Annotated in this window: 17 protein-coding genes; 9 read left to right on the top strand and 8 right to left on the bottom strand. The window is 34.8% G+C overall.

Annotation, left to right across the window (positions count from 1 at the left end):
- The first annotated feature begins 53 nt into the window (after positions 1–53).
- Both QLQ96_RS04925 and QLQ96_RS04920 read left to right on the top strand, forming a co-directional pair.
- A complete protein-coding gene (locus tag QLQ96_RS04925) occupies positions 54–2,333 on the top strand; it encodes a helix-turn-helix domain-containing protein (protein ID WP_482495165.1) in 2,280 nt (759 codons plus the stop codon).
- 77 nt (positions 2,334–2,410) lie between these two features.
- A complete protein-coding gene (locus tag QLQ96_RS04920) occupies positions 2,411–3,172 on the top strand; it encodes a hypothetical protein (RefSeq protein ID WP_482495163.1) in 762 nt (253 codons plus the stop codon).
- Between the two features lie 38 nt (positions 3,173–3,210).
- On the opposite strand, the gene QLQ96_RS04915 is transcribed toward QLQ96_RS04920, so the two are convergent.
- The 3 genes from QLQ96_RS04915 to QLQ96_RS04905 all read right to left on the bottom strand — a co-directional run bounded on the left by QLQ96_RS04915 (position 3,211) and on the right by QLQ96_RS04905 (position 5,646).
- Entirely contained in the window at positions 3,211–3,654 is a 444-nt protein-coding gene (locus QLQ96_RS04915) for a hypothetical protein (RefSeq protein ID WP_482495161.1), read from the bottom strand.
- A 157-nt stretch (positions 3,655–3,811) separates the two neighbouring features.
- A complete protein-coding gene (locus tag QLQ96_RS04910; protein WP_482495159.1) occupies positions 3,812–4,555 on the bottom strand; it encodes a DUF2185 domain-containing protein in 744 nt (247 codons plus the stop codon).
- Between the two features lie 119 nt (positions 4,556–4,674).
- Positions 4,675–5,646: an HU domain-containing protein gene (locus QLQ96_RS04905; RefSeq protein WP_482495157.1), complete on the bottom strand. Its 972-nt coding sequence runs from the start codon at positions 5,644–5,646 to the stop codon at positions 4,675–4,677.
- A gap of 237 nt (positions 5,647–5,883) precedes the next feature.
- Here QLQ96_RS04905 and dprA point away from each other — a divergent pair, with 237 nt between their 5' ends.
- Positions 5,884–6,984 (top strand): DNA-processing protein DprA, encoded by a 1,101-nt coding sequence (gene dprA / locus QLQ96_RS04900; protein ID WP_482495155.1) that lies wholly within the window; start codon positions 5,884–5,886, stop codon positions 6,982–6,984.
- A 273-nt stretch (positions 6,985–7,257) separates the two neighbouring features.
- Here dprA and trpS read toward each other — a convergent pair whose 3' ends face one another.
- Complete coding sequence (gene trpS, locus QLQ96_RS04895; protein ID WP_482495153.1) at positions 7,258–8,232, bottom strand: tryptophan--tRNA ligase; 975 nt, start codon at positions 8,230–8,232, stop codon at positions 7,258–7,260.
- Positions 8,233–8,666: 434 nt separating this feature from the next.
- Here trpS and QLQ96_RS04890 point away from each other — a divergent pair, with 434 nt between their 5' ends.
- Complete coding sequence (locus tag QLQ96_RS04890; protein ID WP_482495151.1) at positions 8,667–9,407, top strand: lysophospholipid acyltransferase family protein; 741 nt, start codon at positions 8,667–8,669, stop codon at positions 9,405–9,407.
- A 555-nt stretch (positions 9,408–9,962) separates the two neighbouring features.
- Here the strand turns inward: QLQ96_RS04890 and recA are convergent.
- From recA to QLQ96_RS04870, 4 genes are all read right to left on the bottom strand, one after another.
- The gene (gene recA, locus QLQ96_RS04885) at positions 9,963–10,970 is read right to left on the bottom strand and encodes a recombinase RecA (RefSeq protein WP_482495149.1); all 1,008 of its coding nucleotides are present in this window, start codon (positions 10,968–10,970) and stop codon (positions 9,963–9,965) included.
- 149 nt (positions 10,971–11,119) lie between these two features.
- The gene (locus QLQ96_RS04880) at positions 11,120–11,629 is read right to left on the bottom strand and encodes an acyl-CoA thioesterase (protein WP_111284243.1); all 510 of its coding nucleotides are present in this window, start codon (positions 11,627–11,629) and stop codon (positions 11,120–11,122) included.
- A gap of 109 nt (positions 11,630–11,738) precedes the next feature.
- Positions 11,739–12,122 (bottom strand): DoxX family protein, encoded by a 384-nt coding sequence (locus tag QLQ96_RS04875; protein WP_482495147.1) that lies wholly within the window; start codon positions 12,120–12,122, stop codon positions 11,739–11,741.
- Positions 12,123–12,128: 6 nt separating this feature from the next.
- A complete protein-coding gene (locus QLQ96_RS04870; protein WP_482495145.1) occupies positions 12,129–13,277 on the bottom strand; it encodes a DNA polymerase III subunit in 1,149 nt (382 codons plus the stop codon).
- Positions 13,278–13,723: 446 nt separating this feature from the next.
- Here QLQ96_RS04870 and QLQ96_RS04865 point away from each other — a divergent pair, with 446 nt between their 5' ends.
- The 5 genes from QLQ96_RS04865 to QLQ96_RS04845 all read left to right on the top strand — a co-directional run bounded on the left by QLQ96_RS04865 (position 13,724) and on the right by QLQ96_RS04845 (position 22,879).
- Positions 13,724–14,176 (top strand): hypothetical protein, encoded by a 453-nt coding sequence (locus QLQ96_RS04865; protein WP_482495143.1) that lies wholly within the window; start codon positions 13,724–13,726, stop codon positions 14,174–14,176.
- A 182-nt stretch (positions 14,177–14,358) separates the two neighbouring features.
- A complete protein-coding gene (locus QLQ96_RS04860; RefSeq protein WP_482495142.1) occupies positions 14,359–15,651 on the top strand; it encodes a hypothetical protein in 1,293 nt (430 codons plus the stop codon).
- Positions 15,652–15,751: 100 nt separating this feature from the next.
- Entirely contained in the window at positions 15,752–16,153 is a 402-nt protein-coding gene (locus tag QLQ96_RS04855; RefSeq protein ID WP_482495141.1) for a hypothetical protein, read from the top strand.
- A complete protein-coding gene (gene sprC / locus QLQ96_RS04850) occupies positions 16,150–17,583 on the top strand; it encodes a gliding motility protein SprC (RefSeq protein ID WP_482495139.1) in 1,434 nt (477 codons plus the stop codon). The genes QLQ96_RS04855 and sprC overlap by 4 nt, the downstream gene beginning before the upstream one ends.
- A 1-nt stretch (position 17,584) precedes the next feature.
- Positions 17,585–22,879 carry a PorP/SprF family type IX secretion system membrane protein gene (locus tag QLQ96_RS04845; RefSeq protein WP_482495137.1) on the top strand — a complete coding sequence of 1,765 codons (5,295 nt, stop codon included), beginning with the start codon at positions 17,585–17,587 and terminating at the stop codon, positions 22,877–22,879.
- Positions 22,880–22,970 lie beyond the last annotated feature (91 nt).

Raw genomic sequence — 22,970 nt, 5'->3', positions numbered from 1 at the left:
GGTTTTTTCTTTTTATAAAAATGCGGTAATTTTATTTTTTTAATACAAGCCCAATGCAGAACGTTTCAGAAGCGGCAGCTTATACTTTACAATTCATCAATCAGACTCAGAAATCTATTTTCCTTACGGGAAAAGCAGGTACTGGAAAAACTACACTTTTACGCGAAATTATCGCGACAACGCATAAAAATACTGTGGTCGTAGCACCAACTGGAATAGCAGCTTTGAATGCTGGTGGCGTGACTATTCATTCCATGTTCCAGCTTCCGTTTTCTGCGTTTATTCCGTCGTACGATGCGAGTGCGCAATTTACAGAAACAGTAAAGTTTGAAAACAAAGAATCGCTTCGCCGTCATTTCAAAATGAATAACGTCAAGCGAAATGTAATCAAAAACATGGAGCTTCTGGTTATTGACGAAGTCAGTATGATGCGTGCCGATTTGTTGGATGCAGTCGATTTCATGATGCAAACCGTTCGAAGAAATACGCAGCCGTTTGGCGGAGTCCAAGTTTTGTTTATTGGAGACTTACTTCAGTTGCCGCCGGTTATTCGTGATGAAGAATGGCGAACGCTGAAAAACTATTACCGCGGAAAATTCTTTTTCCATTCTCATGTTCTCCAAACGTATCCGCCGATTTATATCGAATTGTCAAAAATCTACCGACAGACCGATGATGCCTTTATCTCGGTTTTGAACAATTTGAGAAATAATCAGATCACTTCAGAGGATATAACTATTCTAAATCAGTATGTTAAGCCTGATTTTGACTTCAAAGAGAACAAAGGGTATATCACGCTGACGACACATAATGCAAAGGCAGATTCTATCAACTCACAATCAATCAATGATTTAGATGGTAAAGAATACGTTTATACGCCGTTTGTAGTTGGAGACTTTCCCGAAAAGATTTTTCCTGTTGAAGAAGAATTGAAATTGAAAGTCGGAGCGCAAATCATGTTTGTCAAAAATGATCTGTCTTTTGAGAAAAGATATTTCAATGGAAAAATGGGCTTAATCAAGTCGCTTTCTGACGAAGAAATCTTTGTTCACTTTCCAGAAGAAAACATGACGCTTGAAGTTGAAAAGTACGAATGGAAAAACATTCGATACAAAGTCAACGAAGAAACAAAAGACATCGAAGAAGAAGTTTTGGGAACCTTTGCACATTATCCGATCAAACTTGCCTGGGCAATTACAGTGCACAAAAGCCAAGGTTTAACTTTTGATAAAGCAGCGCTTGATGTATCGCAAGTTTTTCTGCCGGGGCAAGCCTATGTGGCACTTTCGCGTTTGCGTTCGTTAGACGGGCTTATTTTGCTTTCTCCGATGCGAATGAATGGTATTTCCAACGATCAAGATGTGATGGATTACGCTTTGAACAGAGCAACGGAAGAAACTTTAGAGAAGGCGCTTCACTTCGAAACCAAAAATTTTATTCACAACTATTTGATAAACAGTTTTAATTGGGGTGAATTAGCGCAAGAATGGAGAAATCATCGTTTTAGTTACAACGAAAATGCGGCAGGTTCAGAAAAAACGAAGTATGTTGCTTGGGCAAATAAGCGAATGGAAATTATCGAACAGCTTTTAGATCCTTCACAGAAATTCATTGCGCAACTCAATAAAATTTTCATCAAAGAAACGGTCGATTTGTTTTTTGTGAAAGAAAGGGTAGATGCGGCCTACGATTATTTCTTCAAAGCGATGGACAAATTGGTGGATGATTTGATTTATAAAATAGCTGAAATTCAGAAATTTAAAAAAGTAAAAGAGTTTTATGAAGAACTTAATTTTTTGGAAGATCTTCAGACCAAAGCCGTTTTGCGTTTGATGAAAGCCAAATTATTGATCGAAGTTGTTGTAGCTGGCGAAGAAATCAGTAAAGAAAAGTTGACGTCGTCAAATATTAAAAATTACAAAAGCAACAAAGCAGAAAGGATTCGGGAGGAGCTTAAAACAACAAATACAGACATTTTTAGAACAGAAGAACCTGTTGTTCGATACAAATCACCTAAGACAGAGAAAAACGCGCTAAAAACGGCTAAAAAAACGACAGTCGAAGAAACATACGATTTGTGGATGGATAAAAATTCGGTTGAAGATATTGCAAGAATGCGTAAATTAAGTGTTCCGACTATTGAGGGACATTTAATAAAATTGATTCAATCGAAGAAAATCGAAATTACCGATGTTCTGCCTTACGATAAAATTTTGGCTTTGAGAGAAGCGTTCCAGTTTTATCAAGAAGAATCTTTGGGTCCCTTGAAAGAAAAATATGGAGATGAATTCACTTGGGATGAGCTAAAAATGTTCAAAGCAAGTATCAATTAATTTTTTGTACGTCCTACGTGAAACATTGTTTTCTTTTTTCAAAATTCTAATTACTAACACATTAAATTATTTCTGACATGAAAATATTTAAAATATTGCTGATAGTTTTGGTTTTTAGTTCTTCGTTTCTGAATGCGCAAGATTTGAGACCAGAATATCAAAAGTTTATTTCGAAATTTATTCTTGAAGTAAAAACCGGCGATAAAGAAGCAATTGCAAAACGCATAAAATTTCCGTTTAAGCGAGATTATCCAATTCCTTCGGTTAAGGATAAAGCAGATTTTGTAAAAAGATATAATCAAATTTTTGATAAAGTTTTGATTGAAAAGATAACAAAATCAGATCCTGCAAAAGACTGGTCTGAAGTAGGTTGGCGCGGCATCATGCTAAATCGAGGCGACATGTGGATCGACATAGATGGAAGAATTATCAGCATCAATAACCAATCGGAGGAAGAGCTGAAGTTGAAAAACCAATTAATCGCGAACCAGAAAAAAAGTGTAAATGCTTCACTTTCAAATTTTAAAGAACCTGTCGCAATTCTTGAAACTTCAAAATTTAGAATTAGAATTGACGATTTAGGAAATGATAATTATCGTTATGCTTCGTGGTCAATCAAACAAAAAATGACAGAAACTCCAGATCTTGTAATCGAAAAAGGCGTCTTCGTTGCTGACGGAACAGGAGGAAATCATCACTATGAATTTAAAAAGGGAAATTTCAAATACGAATGTCATTTCATCCTTTTAGGAGAAAAAGATTCTCCGCCCGCAATTTTGATGGTTTATCAATCAGGAAAAGAAATCTTATCTCAGAAAGCCAAAATTGTTTCACGATAAACAAAAAGCCCGATTCGTTTAGAATCGGGCTTTTTGTTTTAAATGGCAGAAAGAGCTTTATCAAGTTCTTTTTCTTGAGTCATTTGCGTCAATTTTAATTTCTGAATAGCAACTTCATTCTCTTTGGTTTTTATCTTTTGCTTTTGAAGCTCTTCTTCAGAAAATGAATTTGTTACGATTTTGTTTTCGATTTTCTGATTAATTATTTCCAGCTTTTCAATTTTCTCTTTTGTTGATTTTAAATTGCTTTCAGCTTTGGATAAATTTTTCTTTTTGATTTCTAATTCCTTTTGCTCTCTTTTGAGAATATCAATTCTATCATCCAATTTTTTATGATTTTCTTTTAGAATTTGTTGTACTTGAATTTGAGATTTTTTCCATTCAATTTCTTGATCTGAATTGTTTTGTGTCTGCTGGGCGAAAAAAGCTTGTGAAGTTAATATTAGTGAGACAAAAGCTAAGTTTTTAAAGATTCTATTCATGATTGCTTAAATTTAAACGACTAATGTATTTGAATAAATTTTCAAATAATGGACGAAAAAGTTTTAAGAATGATAGAATAAGACAAAAAGCTTATTTGATGAAAATACCAACTTTTAATAAAAAGGTTTTACGTGGAACAATTTCTATTACAATATTTTAGCCGTTGAAACTAATATTTTTCCAGGTAGAAATTGCCCATTCTAAATCACTTTTCTCATCAAAATAAAATGCAGTTTGTATTACTTCTAGATCTACTATAGAAAAACCAAAAATCAAATTATAAGTTTTATCTCCACCAGTTTCTTCTATTAAATATCCAATTCTAGAGACTTCAGAATCACAAAATTCAAATTGTTTCAATGTTTCAGATTTTGTCTGATCTCGATTTTCAACGTCTTTTTTATATTTTTGAAAAAGAGCTTCTCTATTTAGATCAGAATTCCAAATAGAAATTCTAATAGATTTATCGCCAGTTGTATAGTACAAAGTTCCGTCTTCTTCAATTGATCTTTCAAAAAGATTATTGATTTCAATTTTCCATTCCTCGGTTAATTTATGGGATGTCATGTAGTCGTCTTCTAATTCAAAATCATTGACTTTATACCACTCTGAATTATCTTCCTTTTTTTCAAATACAGAACCTATTCCTTTCATAAAAATATCTGCTAATGAGGGATCAACTTTTAATATTGTTGATGGATTGTAAATGCCAATATTATTAGAATCGGCGGTATATTCTTCAGATTCAAAACCTGTAAAAATTCGCCAGCCACTGTCTTCTGGTCTAGATCTTTTTTCACGATATAAAAATCTAGGTAACATGTTTTCATCAAAAATCATATTGGATGCCAAAACCGCACCTATTTGGGGAAAGTTATCGAAATTTTCTTCTTTTTTCATAATTAAAAATTTAGACAAAAGTAAACTTAAAGCACATGATTTATTTCTTATGAAAGCTATTTAAATATCAATATAAGACAAAAAAAAATCCTGCTCTTTCGAACAGGATTAAAAGTATCTTATAGATTTTCGACCAGAATCCAAGCTTGTGGATTTTCGCCTTTTTGTATTTCTTTTTGAGCTTGTTCGGCTTCTTTCATTGTAGCAAAACTTCCGTACAAAACAGGAAATAAACCGTGTTTGTTTTCTTTTAGCATTCTAGCTTTGAAACCATCTTTTATCAATTGGTCATAAGCCTTTTTTGCATTTTGTTCACTTCTAAAAGCACCTGCCATAATGTGATAAGGCATTGTTGGTTCTTCAGTTTCAACAGCAACAGAATCTACAGAAAGAGTTACAGCTGGAAGCGGACTCTTGATAAAGAATGTTGCTTCTTGAATTTTGTTTTGCACTTTTTTCTGAACTGCTTTTTCTACAACAAGTGTTTGATTATCAATTTGATTTTGGTATAAAGGATAACCGATGCTTCCTGTAATTCCAAGTCCTAAAACTAGAATTGCAGCATAGCGCAAGAACGGATTTGAAGATTTATTTTCTTCTTCATTTTCGTATATTAAAACAGCATCTTTTTCTTTTGCTGCGATCTTTTCGATTTTTTTCTCGAAAACCTCTTTTTTCACCATCGGAGAAACGAAAGGGCTTAAACCAAAAGAAGTTGGAAGATAATTTGTCTGATCGTTTGGTTTGAAAATAATATTGCTCTCAGAATTCAAACGCAATTCTCCAATATTTTTAAAAAGGATTACGCCTCCTTCTTCCAACGTTTTTTTCCAATTCAAAACCTCAAAAGCAATTGCGCTAACTGCAAAACCGTAAGATGTTTTTTCAGCTTGAGCGATATGATTTGCCAACAAACCGTCGTTATTTTTGATACGACTGTTGAAAGAAATGGTCTTTTTTGGAGGAAAAAACGAATTAGTGCTTTCATTTAGCTGCGCCGAGTGAGTTTCGGTTAAAAATGCACCAAATCCTGGAACCGTTACACACTGATAACGATACAATAACTGTGAGATATATACTTCGATTTTCATATCAACAAAGTTATGCAACGTGTATAGTTATCAAAATTTTATTCACAATTTTTATTAACAATCGAGAATTATTTTTATACAATTCGTTTTCAATTATTTAACTCTTTTCTTTTCGTTGATTTCTCTGATGCTTGAAAAATATACTTTAATTTTATTAAGAAATTACTTTGTTTTAATGATATTTGCGCCTCAAAAAAGTAAAATTATTTTTTCTATTTTACATAATGTTTTAAAAATATGACCGATCAGGATTTATTTAGTTTACTTGCCTTATTGAAAGTTGATGGAGTGGGTGATGTTTTAGGCAAAAAATTATTGCATTCTTTTGGATGTCCTTCGGATATTTTTAAGGCTAAAAATTCTCAGTTGGCTGCCGTTGATGGCATTGGATCCGTTATATTGAAGAATTTGAAGGACAAAACTATTTTTGAAAAAGCGGACAAAGAATTATCTTTCATTAAAAACAATAAGATTCAGGTTTCTTTTTTTCAGGATGAAAGTTATCCAGAACGCCTTAAACATTGTTTTGATGCTCCAATTTTACTTTTTACGGCGGGAAATTTTGATCTTAAAAACAAAAAGGTAATTAGCATTGTCGGCACTAGACAGATTACTTCTTATGGAACAGATTTCTGCAGAAAATTGATAGAAGAAATAGCTCCTTTAGATCCAATAATAGTTAGCGGATTTGCTTATGGCGTTGATATAGTAGCACATCAAGCAGCTATGGATCATAATTTGCAGACTATAGGAGTTTTGGCTCACGGACTGAATCAGATTTATCCTCGAACGCATAAAAAGTACATGGCAAAAATGGAAGAAAATGGCGGATTTATTACGGAATTTTGGAGTGATTCAAATCCGGATAAAGAGAAATTCGTTCGCCGAAATCGCATAGTCGCGGGAATGACGGAAGCGACAATTGTCATTGAATCTGCCGATAAAGGAGGATCTTTAATAACCGCAAATATGGCCAACGAATACAATCGCGACGTTTTTGCAGTTCCTGGAAGAGTGACCGATAAGTACAGTCAAGGTTGTAATAATTTGATTAAAACTCAGAAAGCAAATGTGTTGACAAGTGCAGCCGATTTGATTTATATGCTGAATTGGGATATCAAAGAAAAACCCAAAAACATTCAGAAACAGCTTTTTATGGAATTGGAACCGCTGGAACAAAAAGTTTATGATTTTCTTCAGAAAAACGGAAAGGAATTATTAGATCTAATTGCAATTGAATGTGAAATCCCAATTTTTAAACTCTCTGGAATTCTGATTGGAATGGAGTTAAAAGGCGTTATAAGGCCACTTCCTGGAAAACTTTTTGAATCAATTTAACGCAGAAAATCTTATATATTTATTTTCTTTTAAAATGCCTGTACAATCGGTATAAAATATAAATCAGTAATAAGCCGAATATGATATTCAGGATTTGAAACAAATACGGTGAAACATTATAATCTTCAATATACTTATCCATCTTTTTATAGTTTAACTTATTAATATAGTTTAAGTTACAAAATTTAATAAGAACAAAACAATTATAATTTATAAAAAAACGCTGACCAGAATTTGATCAGCGTTTCTATATTTTAAAGCTAAAGATTTTTATTATTTCGAAAATCCTAGAACTTCTCTAACTTTCGCCAAAACACCATCAGCAATTACAGAAGCTTTTGAAGCGCCCTTTTTCAATAACGCGTCTACCTCTTCAAGGTTGTTGATGTAGTAGTTATATTTTTCTCTTTCAGTTTTGAATTTTTCTGTAATCAATTCAAACAAAGCTTGTTTTGCGTGGCCGTAACCGTAATTTCCGCCAAGATAATTCGCTCTCATTTCTGCGATTTGCTCTTCTGTTCCTAACAAAGAATAAATTGCAAAAGCATTACAAGTATCTGGATTTTTTGGATCTTCTAGCGGAGTACTATCCGTTTCGATACTCATAACTTGCTTGCGCAAAGTTTTATCGTCCAAGAAAATATTGATGATGTTGTTGGCAGATTTACTCATTTTTCCTCCGTTTGTTCCTGGAATCAACATGATGTTTTCTTCAATTTTTGCTTCAGGAAGAACAAAAGTTTCGCCCATTTGGTGGTTGAAACGAGCCGCAACGTCACGAGTGATTTCCAAATGTTGCAACTGATCTTTTCCAACAGGAACAAATTCGGCGTCATACAATAAAATATCAGCCGCCATTAACATAGGATATGTGAAAAGTCCAGCGTTAACATCGTCTAAACGATCTGCTTTATCTTTGAAAGAATGCGCTAATGTCAATCTTTGAAATGGAAAAAAACAGCTCAAATACCAAGTTAATTCTGTAGTTTGAACCACATCAGATTGTCTGTAAAAAGTAACTTTGTCGGGATTTAAACCACAAGCAAGCCAAGCTGCGGCGGTGCTATAAGTGTTTTCTCTTAAAGTTTTCCCATCTTTAATTTGAGTGATTGAATGCAAATCGGCAATAAACAAATAAGATTCATTTGCTGGATTGTTTGATAACTCAATTGCCGGAATAATTGCTCCTAATAAATTTCCTAAATGCGGTGTTCCTGTACTTTGAACACCAGTAAGTATTTTTGCCATTCTCGTTTTTTCTGAAATGCAAATGTCGGAATGTTTTTTTTAACGGCTAAGTAACGTGAAGAAATTTTTTATAGGAATGTTTATTGTTTGTTAGTTACGCGGAGGGCACTGAGTTTTTTTCGCGGAGATAGCTGAGTTTTCAGTTTTTTTGAAGATTGCTGAGCGAATTTAAAATTTTAACGCAGATTTTCATTCAAAAATAATAACTTTGCGCAAAAGTTCGCAGAGTTTTTTCCGTAAAATTTTAAAGGCCAAATGAGAATAGAAATAAGTCGAATCTTTGTGAACTCATGCAAAGTATTTTCTCAAAAATTATCAGCGACCTCTGCGAAAAAAACTCAGCGATCTCCGCGTAATATAGCTTACAGATATTTTTATATGTGCCATAAAAATTATTTGATCAGAATTGATTTCTCTTTCTTACATTTGAAACTATGAAAATATTTAAAATTGCTTTTTGGATTCTTTGGCGTATTTGGTTTTACATTTTGATGGCAATTCCGATACTGATTATGTTTCCTTTTCTCGTTATTTCTATCTTGTCAGAGAAAGGATACCCGTATTTTTTTAGAATGGCTCGTATTTGGGCAAAATTTATCCTTTTAGGAATGGGGTTTTATTACATCGTTAAACGCGATCAGAAGCTCATTAAAGGCAAAAGTTACATGATAGTGGCCAATCATACCTCAATGACGGATATCATGCTTATGCTGGCTTTAATTAAAAATCCTTTTGTTTTTGTTGGAAAAAAAGAATTGGTTAAGATTCCACTTTTTGGTTTTTTCTATAAAAGAACTTGCATTTTGGTGGACAGAAATTCGTCTAAGAGTAAAAATGAGGTTTTTAAAAGAGCTCAAAGCAGATTAAATCAAGGTTTAAGTATTTGTATCTTCCCAGAGGGAGGAGTTCCAGACGATGAAAGCATTTTGTTGGATGAATTTAAAGATGGCGCTTTTCGTTTGGCTATAGATCATCAAATTCCGATTGTGCCAATTGTTTTTCCAGACAACAAAGAACGTTTTTCATACACGTTTTTGAGCGGAAGTCCAGGAAAAATGCGCGTTAGAATTTTACCATTTATAGAAACAAATGGTTTGACAAGCGATAATAGAAAAGAATTAAGGGAAAAAGTTAGAGAAATAATTTACAATGGTTTAGTAGATTTTAAGAAATAACCATAAAAACATTATGTAAAATACAAAAGCCGGTAAATTGATTAAATCTACCGGCTTTTCTTTGAATTAAAAACCCCCTATTTTTATTCAAAAGTTATTATCTGTGAATTATCTTTTCTGAAATAAAACGCAATACTTTTTTAAATCTTAATTTGGTTTTTCTTCGGTTTTTACTGTACAACAATTCCATTTTTTCTTTCATGGTTAAAATATTAATGGTTGATAATAAAGAGTTTAGTTTAATAAACTCAAGTTAATGTCACATTATTATAGATGTAGAAATTTAAAAAGGTTGCGTCAAAATTTAAAAAAATTTGATAAAACCCGTCAGATGAAGAATGCTAACGGGTTTTTAATCAAATAACCAACCAATGTAAATTCTAAAAAAAAATCCAAATTGATATATGGCAGTACCAAATTGAAAACTGTTTTTTTTAATAGATGAATGTTTGGTAAAAAGGTTGCGTTAAAAATTCATTTTATTTTAAAAAACAAAAAAAGCCGAGAGAATGTAAATTCTCTCGGCTTTTTAATAGTCTTTTTATGACTTGTATTTTAGGCGTTAGCCAATTCTTTTATATGGTCTTTAATTTTAACTTCCAGTTCATCAGCAAGTTCTGGGTTATCTTTAATTAAAGCTTTAACAGCATCACGACCTTGACCTAATTTTGTATCGCCGTAGCTAAACCAAGATCCTGCTTTTTTAACAACATCAAATTCAACAGCAAGGTCTAAGATTTCACCAGTTTTAGAAACTCCTTCTCCGTACATAATGTCGAATTCTGCAGTTTTAAAAGGCGGTGCTACTTTGTTTTTAACAATTTTAACTTTAGTTCTGTTTCCAATTACATTTTCACCATCTTTTATTTGAGAAGAACGACGAATATCTAAACGAACAGAAGCGTAAAATTTAAGTGCGTTACCTCCAGTTGTAGTTTCTGGATTTCCGAACATAACACCAATTTTTTCACGAAGCTGGTTGATAAAGAAAACGGTACAATTTGTTTTGCTGATAGTTCCAGTAAGTTTTCTCAAAGCTTGAGACATCAAACGTGCGTGAAGACCCATTTTAGAATCTCCCATTTCGCCTTCAATTTCACTTTTTGGAGTTAAAGCTGCAACAGAGTCAATTACAACTATGTCTATAGCTCCAGAACGAATAAGGTTTTCAGCAATTTCTAAAGCCTGCTCTCCGTTGTCTGGTTGAGAAATGATTAAGTTCTCGATATCAACATTTAATTTTTCGGCATAATTTCTATCAAATGCATGTTCCGCATCGATAAACGCAGCAATACCACCTGCTTTTTGAGCTTCTGCAATGGCGTGAAGCGTCAAAGTTGTTTTTCCAGAAGATTCTGGACCATATATTTCGATAATTCTTCCTTTTGGATATCCGTTTACTCCAAGAGCTAAGTCTACACCTAATGAGCCAGAAGAAATCGTTTCTACTTCTACAATGGCTCTATCGCCCATTTTCATTACGGTTCCTTTTCCGTAGGTTTTGTCAAGTTTATCAAGCGTTAATTGTAGCGCTTTTAATTTGGCTTCTTTGTCTGAACTCATCTTTTTATATTAATTATCTTAATTATTATTTTTTTAGTTACCCAACCAAAAGTAAGAAAAAACTTCTTTATATATATTTACCTTTTTTAGATTTTGTAAAATTAGTTCTTTTTTTGGAGTTTGATTGTTCCAAATTGTCACAACTTTTATTATAAAAATAAAGCTTTTAATTCTGTAGCATCAGAAGGTTTTATTTTTCCAGCAAGCAGTAAACTCAACTGTTTGCGACGAAGTGCGGCATCAAAACGCTGAATTTCAAGTTCGGTTTCTGGTACAATTGCTGGAACTTCAACTGGTCTTCCGGTATCATCAACAGCAACGAAAGTGTAAATGGCTTCGTTGGCTTTTGTTCTGTTTCCAGATTCGCGGTCTTCAACCCAAACGTCAATAAAAACTTCCATCGAACTTTTGAATGATCTTGAAACTTTTGCTTCTACAGTTACAACGCTTCCAAGCGAAATTGCTCTGTTGAAAGCAACGTGATTTACAGAAGCTGTTACTACAATTCGGCGCGAATGTCTGCGGGCTGCAATACTTGCTGCACGATCCATTCTGGCCAATAATTCACCGCCAAAAAGATTGTTTAAAGGATTTGTTTCGCTCGGTAAAACTAAATCAGTTAAGATAGTTAAAGATTCTGAAGGATGTTTTGGATTCATTTTTTTGAATAATAAATTTATTTTTTGCCACAGATTTCAATAATTATCAAAGATTTTTTAATCCTTTTATTCAGTGAAATTAGTAGCTTTTTTAAAAAAAAATTGATTGTTAGTTCAACCAATAAACAGCCATAACAGCTGGTATAAAATAAATAACAATGGTTCTCGCACCATCGTAATCTTTTGCAAGTCTTTGTCCGAAAAGCATCATTAGCAAACAGATACATGAAAATATGGCTCCGTAAAAACCAAAATCTCTTCCGTTATTTGTAAATAATTGAATTCCTCCAACAACACATAAAATTCCAGAAATTAATTCCAAAATTAATAAATGCATAAGTGCAAGCGGAACCTGATTTTTTAATGGAGTTTTGGCAAAGTGTTCTTTTAGCCAAGCTACATTATCTTTCCAGTAAAAAATTTTCTCGTAACCCGATTGTAAAAAAGTTAAAGCCAGAAAAGCTAAAAGTAAAATTGAGGCAACATTGTTCATTATGAATTATTTTTTATGAATTAAACGAGTCAATTTGATCGATAAATCTGTTAGGATTATTTTTGCATTTCCATTTCTTTCAATATGATACATTGCATCTGAAAGTTCCTTAAATATTTCGTGAATGTTATTTCCATTTACGAAAGGAGCGAAATTCTCCAATTTAAATTTATCCACTTTCGGTTCGATATAAACCAAACTTGGCGTTTGATAATTCAGCATTAAAGCTTGTCGGAACATTTCAATACAATACTGAATAAATTTTTTCTGGCTTTCGCGACCCAGACCAGCAATTTGTTCACTCCACGAAATTAAATCCTGAATAGCTGCGGCATTTCCTTTTGCTCTAAAAGCGGCGCGAACCCAATTAACAAACCATTGCTCAAACGGAAGATCATCATCGTCTTCTTTTAAGAGATGAAGCGCTTTACTAAAATTTCCTTGCGCTTGATGCGCAATTTTTTTTGCCAGATTTGGATCTATATTTTCTTTGGCGACCAAAGCTTCGGCGATTACTTTTTCCGGAAGTCCGTTAAAGTGAATTACCTGGCAGCGCGAACGTATGGTTTGGATAATATCTTCTTCATTTTCAGAAATTAGAATAAACATCGTTTTGTCTGAAGGTTCTTCCAGAAGTTTTAGGAGTTTGTTGGAAGCTGCAATATTCATTTTATCAGCCATCCAAATAATCATGATTTTGTAACCGCCTTCATAAGATTTTAGCGAAAGCGACTTTAAAACTTCCTGCGCATCTTCAACACGAATTTCTCCTTGTTTGTTTTGAACTCCCAGAATTTTATACCAATCGAATAAACCTCCGTAGGGCATTTCTTGAATGAAGCTTCGCCAATCCTGAATAAAATCTAAACTTTTTGGTTTTGTTTTTACATCTTCGGTTGTAACGGTTGGGTAAATAAAATGCAGATCGGGATGAGACAGGTTGTCAAACTTAAGATTGCAGGAATCGTTTCCGTTTGAATTTTCATCTCCGGTATTGCTGCACAAAATATATTGGGCATAAGCAATGGCGGTTATTAATGTGCCGCTTCCTTCTGGACCAACGAATAATTGTGCATGAGGAATTCTACCAGAAGCAGCACTTTTTATCAAGTGGCTTTTGATGTAATCTTGACCTAAAATTTGAGAAAATTGCATTGCGCAAAGATAGAAGAAAATGTGTAGTCTAAAATTTTCCGAATGAGATTATTTCGGAGCTTTATTTTTAAAATTTTGCAACGAAGACTTGGAACGTTTTTTGGATTTTTTTTGGAGCAATTTTGCAAAATTTTTGTTAATAAATATCTCCAAGTGAGTAAATATCAAGATGTTTTTGTTAATATTTTTTTTCGAAATCCGACAAACGTAGGTTTTTTTTGATTATTTAATGAGTCAATTTTTAATCTTTTATAGTTAATATCTTACGATTTTTTAATTAACATTTTTAACAAAAAGCACGTTAAAACGCACATTTTCCCGACATAAGACTGGTTTTTAAGGTTTTTTTAAGGTTTTTTTTTGAAAAAAAAAGGAGTTGCAGTTGTTAATTAAGTTAATTTATATATTTTTGTTTTTATCAACAACCAATTATAAAATAAGAATCTATGAAAGGGAAAATTATTCTATTTAGTGCTTTTTTTATCTTAACTACTGCGGCTGTTTCAGCACAAGCTAAAAACGCACCGAGAAGTATTATTAGTACAACTGCTCTTATCCGAAAATACCATGATCAAAAAGAATTAAGTGGTATGCAAAAGGGAGAACTTTTGGAATTGTACATCGAGCGTATCAAAGTATTAGTTAAAACTCTCCCTTACATCGCTTTGGTTACTAAACCGGGTGTTACTATGGCAGACTTAGGTATTCCAGACGATTCTGAACACAAAAAAGTATTAGATGCTCAGGCAGTAGGTACTTCAACATTTTTGGATACTACAGTAGAATTCCAAAGAAAGATGATGCCTTACTCTGATAAAGGAAATCTAATCGCTGCAATTTTGTTCTACGAAAGTACATTGAAATCTTTACACGAGTTCAACGATTTGAACGAAATGTAATAAAGTAATTTTTTTAAAATCTTTTTTTTGAAAGTCAAATCAAATAGTTGCTTTGACATTCTTTAAAAACAAAATAAAAAACAACTCATTCTCGAGGGTTCTGAAAATTTTCAGAAACTCGAGAGGAGTTTTTTCATTTACGCATACCCAAATTTATTATTAACCGTAATACCCCCCTTATCATGAAAAAAATTACTCAATTGATTTGCGTTCTTTTGACAGTTACGAGCATGAGTGCTCAACAAGAGAAAGGAATTATGGGCTACACCAATTGGTTAAACAATTGGACCGAGTTTAAGCCTAATAAAGTTGACTATGGAGAAGCAAACCAAATTTTAGCAGGAAACATTTCTGTTAATACTAAGTTGCTAAAAAGAAATATTTACGTTTTGCAAGGAAACGTTTATGTTACAAACAATGCAGTTTTAACTATCGAACCGGGAACTGTAATTATTGGTGATTTCGAAACAAAAGGAACATTGGTAGTTACTAAAGGTGCACAATTAGTGGCTGATGGTTTAGAAACAGATCCAATCGTATTTACTTCAAACCGCAGCATGAAAAAAGCTGGAGATTGGGGTGGAATCGTAATCCTTGGAGATGCGCCAATTAACAAATTCGGAAATGTAGGTTCTTATAACCTAGATCTTGATCCTTCAATGACGACTTACGGAGGAGACAACGTAGCTTCAAATTCTGGAGTTTTAAGATTCGTAAGAGTTGAATTTGCCGGTAAAAAAGTAAAAGGTGCAGATACTTTCAACGCTTTGACTCTTGCAGGTGTTGGAAATAAAACGGTACTTGAAAATATCATGGTAAGTTACGCTGGTGGAGATTCTTTCGGAATCTTAGGTGGTGACTTAAATGCTACAAAATTCGTTTCTTATAAATCAGTTAATGACGACTTTAAATTTACTCAAGGAGTTCAATGTCGTTTCTTCAACTCTCTAGCAGTTAGATCTTCTTACTTCTCAAGTACTAAAGACGGATCTCGTTGTATGGAAGTTAGATCTTTTGAGAAGAAAAGTGAAACTGATTTTACAAAAAAACAAACTTTAGTTGTTGCAAGCAATGTTACAATGGTTAATGACAGTGAAAACATTAACGCAGACATTCAAGCAGGTTTAGTAAAAGAGGCTATTTATGTAGCTGAAAATGCTTCTCTTGAAATGAAAAGAAGTGTAATCTCTGGATTTAGCCCTGCAGTATTATTAGACAGCAAAACTGAAATCAATGATGCTAATCTTAAAAAAATCAAATTTGAGGAAATGTACTTCAATTTATGTAATGGAAACATCTTTACAGAGTACAATGCTAATAATGAAGATTTAGAGAGCTGGTATGGAAACAGTGTTTTCTTTAACGTTTACTCAAAAAGCGACAACAAAGAAACATTCATTGACATCTTCAACCCTAAAAAACCAGATTTTAGATTACAATTAGGTAAAATCACAGCTTCAAGCGGTAATAGATAAATAGTTTCGATTTTTATTTCCCACGCGTAAATTTAATTAATTAAGTCCCCAGACACAATTTATGTATCGTCTTACGGGCCTAAATAAAGATCAAAACATAATGGTATCTACGAAAAAATATTTTTTATATATAATATTTTTGGTTTCGCCTATATCGTTAACTCTATATGCACAGAATACAGCAGAAAAACCTACTAAGGCTGCTGATTCTGCGTGCGGTTTAACTTTGGCTTGCAATAACCAAAACAACAATACTAATGCTGTTATTGAAAACGGCAATTTAAATCAGTTTATAGTAGGGATGTCCACCCCCAAGGACAGCCTTACTATAGCGGTTGAATCAAATAGTTTATCAAACGATTGTGAAGAGAATTCATCAGTTACGGCTACTTCAATTCTAGCAAAAGAAGTAATCGAAAACTACAAGTATGATTTTTCAGAAACATTCATAGATATATTGTTTTTTGAGCGTATAGATCTAGCAAGAACACGCAATATATGATTCAAAAAACTACTTTATCTTTTTTTAAAGTTTTAATATTATTTAGCATTTTACTATTTGCTAGATCGAATTCATATGCCCAAACCATAGTGCCTCAAACATTTGATGGACTAGAAAAACTTTGTGCTGGTAATTCTTTCAACGAGTTTTATGCTACCTTTAGTTATATAGATTTTCCCGCAGGTACTACCTTCGTAGTTGAGCTTTCAGACGCTGCGGGAAATTTTACTACTCCTGTTGCCACAACTTTACTTCAAACCGTTGATGTTTCAGCGACTCAAAAAACAATTAAATATGCAGTACCGACAAATTTAGTAGGTTCTGATACATATGCTCTTAGAGTAAAAAGTTCAACAGGCGTTACAAGTACAAGATTCAGAAATTCTTTAGGCAATACTTCATTTCCTGCATACTTCAAACCATACGAAACATCATTTTTTATCAATAATAAGAATGATACGGCTATGTTATGTTCTGGCGGTAGTTTAACTCTTTCTGTTAGTGAAGAAACTCCTTCTCCAGTTAATATCACCAATATCAAATATAAATGGTATAAAGATAATGTTCTAATTGCAGGGCAATCAGATAGAAGAATTGTGGTTAATAGTACAGGAAGATATTATGCAGAGATTGATTACGGACAATGTTCGGATGTGAATTTTAGCTCTAATCGTGTTAATGTTACTTCTTCTAGTAGCGGATCTAATGTGACAATTAATTCAAGTTTAGGAAACCCGTTCTGTGCTAGTGGTACAGGAACGGTTTTAACTGCAACATCTGGAAATAGCTATCAATGGATAAAGAACGGTAATCCGATAACAGGAGCTACTAATCGTACCTATTCTACAAACGAATCTGGAGTTTATTCTGTTGAAGTTGATTTTGGCGGATGTAAAGCTACAGGAAGTATTAATCTTGAAAGCAATAGTTTTGACGCAAGCATTGACGCCCAAGACGGATACAAATTAAGCGAAGGAGAAACGATTACTGTAAGCGTAACAACAGCTGCTTCTGAACCAACTTTTGAGTGGTATTTGAACGATAATTTAATTCCTAACGAAACAACTAGATCTTATGTTGTAGCTGTTAAAGGTAATTATAAAGTAGTAGTATCTCAGGCAATTGGATGCGTTGCTACTAAAGAATTTTCATTTAGAATTAATGGAGAATCTGGTCCATCAAGCGTTATTCCAAACATTATTAAATTAAGCGGAATGAACCCTTATTGGAATATTCCAGATGAATATAAAAATGCAAATACAAAGGTAATGATCATTAGTTCAAACGGAGATATGGTTTTGGATGTAACGAATTACCAAGGCGATTGGCCTCAAAACAATATAGATTTTAAGAATGTAAATCCAGTTTATTACTATGTCATTAAATCCGACACAGGTGAAAAAAAAGGATCAATAACTGTTATAAAATAATATGAAGAAACTTTTACTATTCATCACGTTATTTTACGGTTTATCTAATTTACTCTATTCTCAAAACGCAAGTGAGGATGGAGTTGTTTCGTTTTCATTACCTATTAGAAATTCTTTGAAGTTCAATAGATATTTAATTAACCCGACATTTAGCTTTGTTAGAGAGTCAAATCCTTATGTAAGTTTCTATAATAAAAGACAATGGGTTCAGTTTGAAAATGCTCCGCAAACTTACTTGGCCAATTATTCTGGACGTTTTAGAGAAAATGAAGCATTTGCAATTGGTCTATTTCAACAAAATTATGGATTAATGACTGTTTTTGGCGGAGTTGCCAATTTCGCTCACAATATCGTTCTTGAGGAAGATAGCAATTTGACTTTTGGTTTAAATGCAGGCGTTTATCAAAGCGGTTTAAATACTGGAAAAATTATATCAGATGATTCAAGTATTTTAACTGGAGAATTTCCAAAAAGCACTATGTTAACGATTAATCCAGGAGTTAACTACGGTACTGCCTTTTTAGATTTTGGATTATCTATTAACAATTTAGTGCTGTATAATTTTGGATCTGGTGTGGTAAAAGAGGATCCAGAAAGAGCAATTCAATTGCACGCCATGTATACAGGATATATTGACAGTTATGGCTTTTTTGACAGAAGTAAATTTTCTGGAATTGTTAGAACAGAAATTAAAAAAGATAAAACAGTTATTTCAGGTTTAGGAATGCTTTCACTTCAACAAGGAATTTGGGCGCAAGCAGGTTATAACACATTATACGGAGTTTCAGCAGGACTTGGAATTAATATTACTCCAAGTATTGCTATTGAATATAATTACGAAAGAGGAATGGGTAATTTCTCTAACCTAGGCGGTTCTCATGAATTTGCCATTGCCTACAAATTCAAAAATAGAAATTACTATTACGGAGATGACGAAGAAGGTTCTTTAATTGATCCTTCAAAGCCAAAACCAGTTCCAGCTAAGCCAAAATCTCAAGCAACTCAGGTTGACAGAGCTGAAATTGCTGAAAAGAACAGATTGGCTGCAGAAGCAAAAGCAAAAGCAGATGCTGAAGCAAAAGAAGCAAGATTGGCAGCAGTAGAAAAAGTTAGAGCTGATGCAGAAGCAAAAGCAAAAATAGAAGCTGAAGCAAAACAAGCAAGATTAGCAGCAGCAGAAAAAGTTAGAGCTGATGCGGAAGCAAAAGCAAAAGTAGAAGCTGAAGCGAAACAAGCAAGATTAGCAGCAGCAGAAAAAGTTAGAACTGATGCTCAAGCTGTAGCGAAAGCAAAATTAGATGCAGATAATAAAACTAAAGCAGATGCAGAAGCTGTTAAGTTAAGATTAGCTGCTGAGGCAAAAGCAAAAGCAGATGCGGCGGCGGCGGCGAGAACACAAACTGCAACAGCAAACAGAGCCGTTGCTACAACACAAAAAACGGCAGCACAATTAGCTGCTGATAAAGTAAGAGCAGATGCAGAAGAGCGTAGAATTAGATTAGCCGCAGAGAACAAAGCAAGAGTTGACGCAGCAGCAGCAGCGAGAGCGCAAGCAGTAGCAAACAAACCGACAGCAACAGCGGAACAAAAAACGGCAGCACAATTGGCTGCTGATAAAGTAAAAGCCGATGCAGAGGCAATGAAATTAAAATTAGCCGCAGACGCGAAAGCTAAAGCCGATGCAGAAGCAGCGACTAAGGCTAAAGCTGAAGCAGCGCAAACAGCTCCAACAGCACAAAAAACGGCAGCACAATTAGCAGCTGATAAAGCACAAGCAGACGCTGAAGCAATGAAATTGAAATTAGCGGCAGATGCAAAAGCGAAAGCGGATGCTGAAGCAGCAGCTAAAGCAAAAGCAGAGGCAGCGAAAACTGCTCCAGAGCCACAAAAAACGGCAGCACAATTGGCAGCAGATAAAGCAAGAGCAGATGCAGAAGCTGCGGCAAAAGCAAGATTAGCGGCCGCTGAAAAAGTAAAAGCAGATGCAGAAGCAGCAAGACAAGCAAGATTGGCAGCTGCAGAAAAAGCGAAGGCAGATGCAGAAGCAGCAAGATTAAAATTAATTGCCGATAATAAAGCAAAAGCAGATGCTGTAGAAGCTAAACGTAAAGCAGATGCGAAAGCGAAAGCTGAGGCTGCAGATATGCAGTCAATATTAGCAGCAGATGCAAAAGCAAAAGCAGATTCAGATGCTTTACAAGCACGATTAGCTGCAGAAGCAAAAGCAAAAGCGGCAGCTGAAGCAAAAACAAAAACATCTATTGATGCTGCTAATAGAGCAAAAGCGGCGGCAGATTTAAAAGCAAAACTTGCAGAAGAAGCTGCTCTTAAAGAAAAATTAGCTGCAGATGCCAAAGCAAAAGCAGACGCCGAAGCAAGACAAGCACTTATAGCTTCAGAAGCAAAAGCAAAAGCAGATGCCGAAGCACTTAAAATAAAACAAGCCGAAGATGCTCGTCAAGCACAATTGGCTGCAGAAGCTAAAGCTAAAGCAGATGCAGAAGCGCTACAGGCTAAACTTGTAGCAGATGCAAAAGCTAAAGCGGATGGAGAAGCTACTGCTAAAGCAAAATTAGAAGCTGATGAAAAAGCAAAAGTTGATGCAGAAGCTGAAAAAGTTAGATTAGCAGCAGAAGCGAAAACAAAAGCAGACGCTGAAGCAGAAAAAGCAAGATTGGCAGCAGATGCGAAGGCAAAAGCAGATATGGAAGCTTTACAAGCTAAATTAATTGCCGATGCTAGAGTGAAAGCAGATGCTGAAGCAACAGCTAAAGCAAAAGCAGATGCTGAAGCGAAGAAATTACAAGAACAAGAAGATGCTCGTCAAGCGAAATTAGACGCAGATGCGAAGGCAAAAGCAGACGCAGAAGCCCTAAAAGTGAAACAAGCTTCAGAAGCAAAAGCTAAAGCTGATGCCGAAGCAGAAAAAATAAGATTAGCGTCAGAAGCTAAAGCAAAAGCTGATGCTGAAGCATTACAAGCTAAACAAGTTGCAGCTGAAAAAGCTAGAGTTGAAGAAGAAGCTCGCCAAGCTAAATTGGCAGCGGATGCCAAAGCAAAAGCGGATGCTGAAGCAGAAAAAGCAAGATTAACAGCAGAGGCAAAAGCAAAAGCAGACGCCGAAGCAGAGAAAATAAGATTAGCGTCAGAAGCTAAAGCGAAAGCCGATACAGAAGCATTACAAGCTAAACAAGCAGCTGAAGAAAAAACTAGAGTAGCAGAAGAAGCTCGTCAAGCGAAACTTGCTGCAGATGCGAAAGCAAAAGCAGACGCTGAAGCAGAAAAAGCAAGATTAGCGTCAGAAGCAAAAGCGAAAGCCGATGCAGAAGCATTACAAGCTAAACAAGCAGCTGAAGAAAAAGCTAGAGTAGCAGAAGAAGCTCGCCAAGCTAAATTGGCAGCAGAAGCGAAAGCAAAAGCAGACGCTGAAGCGGAAAAAGCAAGATTAGCGTCAGAAGCAAAAGCGAAAGCCGATGCAGAAGCATTACAAGCTAAACAAGCAGCTGAAGAAAAAGCTAGAGTAGCAGAAGAAGCTCGCCAAGCTAAATTGGCAGCAGAAGCGAAAGTAAAAGCAGACGCTGAAGCGGAAAAAGCAAGATTAGCGTCTGAAGCAAAAGCGAAAGCCGATGCAGAAGCATTACAAGTTAAACAAGCAGCTGAAGAAAAAGCTAAAGTAGCAGAGGAAGCTCGTCAAGCTAAATTGGCAGCAGATGCTAAAGCGAAAGCGGATGCAGAAGCATTACAAGCTAAACTTGTAGCAGATGCTAAAGCAAAAGCGGATATGGAAGCGCTTCAAGCAAAATTATTAGCTGATGCAAAAGTAAAAGCAGACGCGGAAGCTACGGCAAAAGCGAAAGCCGATGCAGAAGCTAAAAAAATGCAAGAAGAGGAAGATGCACGTCAAGCTAAATTGACTGCTGACGCAAAAGCAAAAGCTGATGCGGAAGAGTTAAAAGTGAAACAAGCTGCAGAACAAAAAGCTAGAGTGGAAGAAGAAGCTCGTCAAGCTAAATTAGCAGCAGATGCAAAAGCGAAAGCCGATGCTGAAGCTCTTCAAGCTAAACTTGCTGCAGATGCGAAAGCGAAAGCAGACGCTGAAGCAGAAAAAGCAAGATTAGCGGCAGAGACAAAAGCAAAAGCTGATGCAGAAGCATTGAAAGCGAAACAAGCAACGGAAGAAAAAGCTAGAGTAGCAGAAGAAGCTCGCCAAGCTAAATTGGCTGCAGACGCAAAAGCAAAAGCAGATGCTGAAGCTCTTCAAGCTAAACTTTTAGCAGATGCAAAAGCGAAAGCCGATGCAGAAGCAAATGAAAAATTGAAAGCTGATGAAGAGACGAGACGATTGAAAGAAGAAGAAGAGCGTCAGGCAATATTGGCAGCAGAAAAAGCGAAGGCAGATGCGGAAGCTGCAGCATTAGCGGCTAAGGCGAAAGATGAAACTGGAAAAGCTATTGAAAACTTGACAAAATCAGTTGAAAGTACAAGTAAAATTCAAACGGATTTACTAGATCAGTTTAAGGCAACGGTTGCGAATAAGCAAAAAGACTTGAACGACTTGAAAGAGGAAAATGATTTAAGTGAAAAAGGTATTTATAGAGAGCCAAAACCATTCAAGAGTGTAGCAGCAGAAAACAGTCAGATTGAGGCATTGAAAGTTCAGATTGCTGATGCAAATAACAGCATGAAAAATGAGATTGCGAAGTTGACAAATCTTTATAACGAAAGAGCTAAAAAGTTCCCTAAAGATGATCCTTTGAATAGAGCTTATCTAGAAAAGATAAACGAATTGAAAGCGGCTCAGTTGAAAATGGAAAGAGATGGTGCTGCATTAATTGCCGATTTGGAGCGTATTAAAACAGAAACTGAAATTGAGCGCAAACGTAGAATTAAACGTGCAGCTTATGAGAATGATGAAGGAAGATATGCGCAGGACGTTGCCGCTCTTAAACGTATAAAAGAGACAACAAAAGTAAGTAGCACACCGCTAAAACCAAGTGATTTTGATTTTGGTGAAGAGCAATCAAATATGCAGATTATTAAGAATATTAAAAATTCTGATAGCGGATTTTACTTGATTATTGCAGTACACAGCAGTGTTGAGAAACGAGATGAGTTTTTGACTAAAGCAGTATCTGCAGGACTTACAGATGTGAATTTCTTTTATAATGTGACGACAAGTAAATATTACATCTATTATGAAAAATACGACGGTTTACAAGAAGCTACAAAAGCTTTGGAAGCAAAAGGGAGCAAGCCATATAACGGTAGAATGGCTGTCGTAAAAGTTGAGAATTAATAGAAATATATAGATAAGTTAGTCCTTCTGAGGTTTCAGAAGGACATAAAATAAAATGTTAAGAATGCTATGATTTATTTTTTAATGCCCC

Source organism: Flavobacterium sp. B167r, assembly GCF_056824315.1.
The sequence above is the reverse complement of the archived record's forward strand: the minus strand, read 5'-3'. Positions and strand labels throughout refer to the sequence as shown.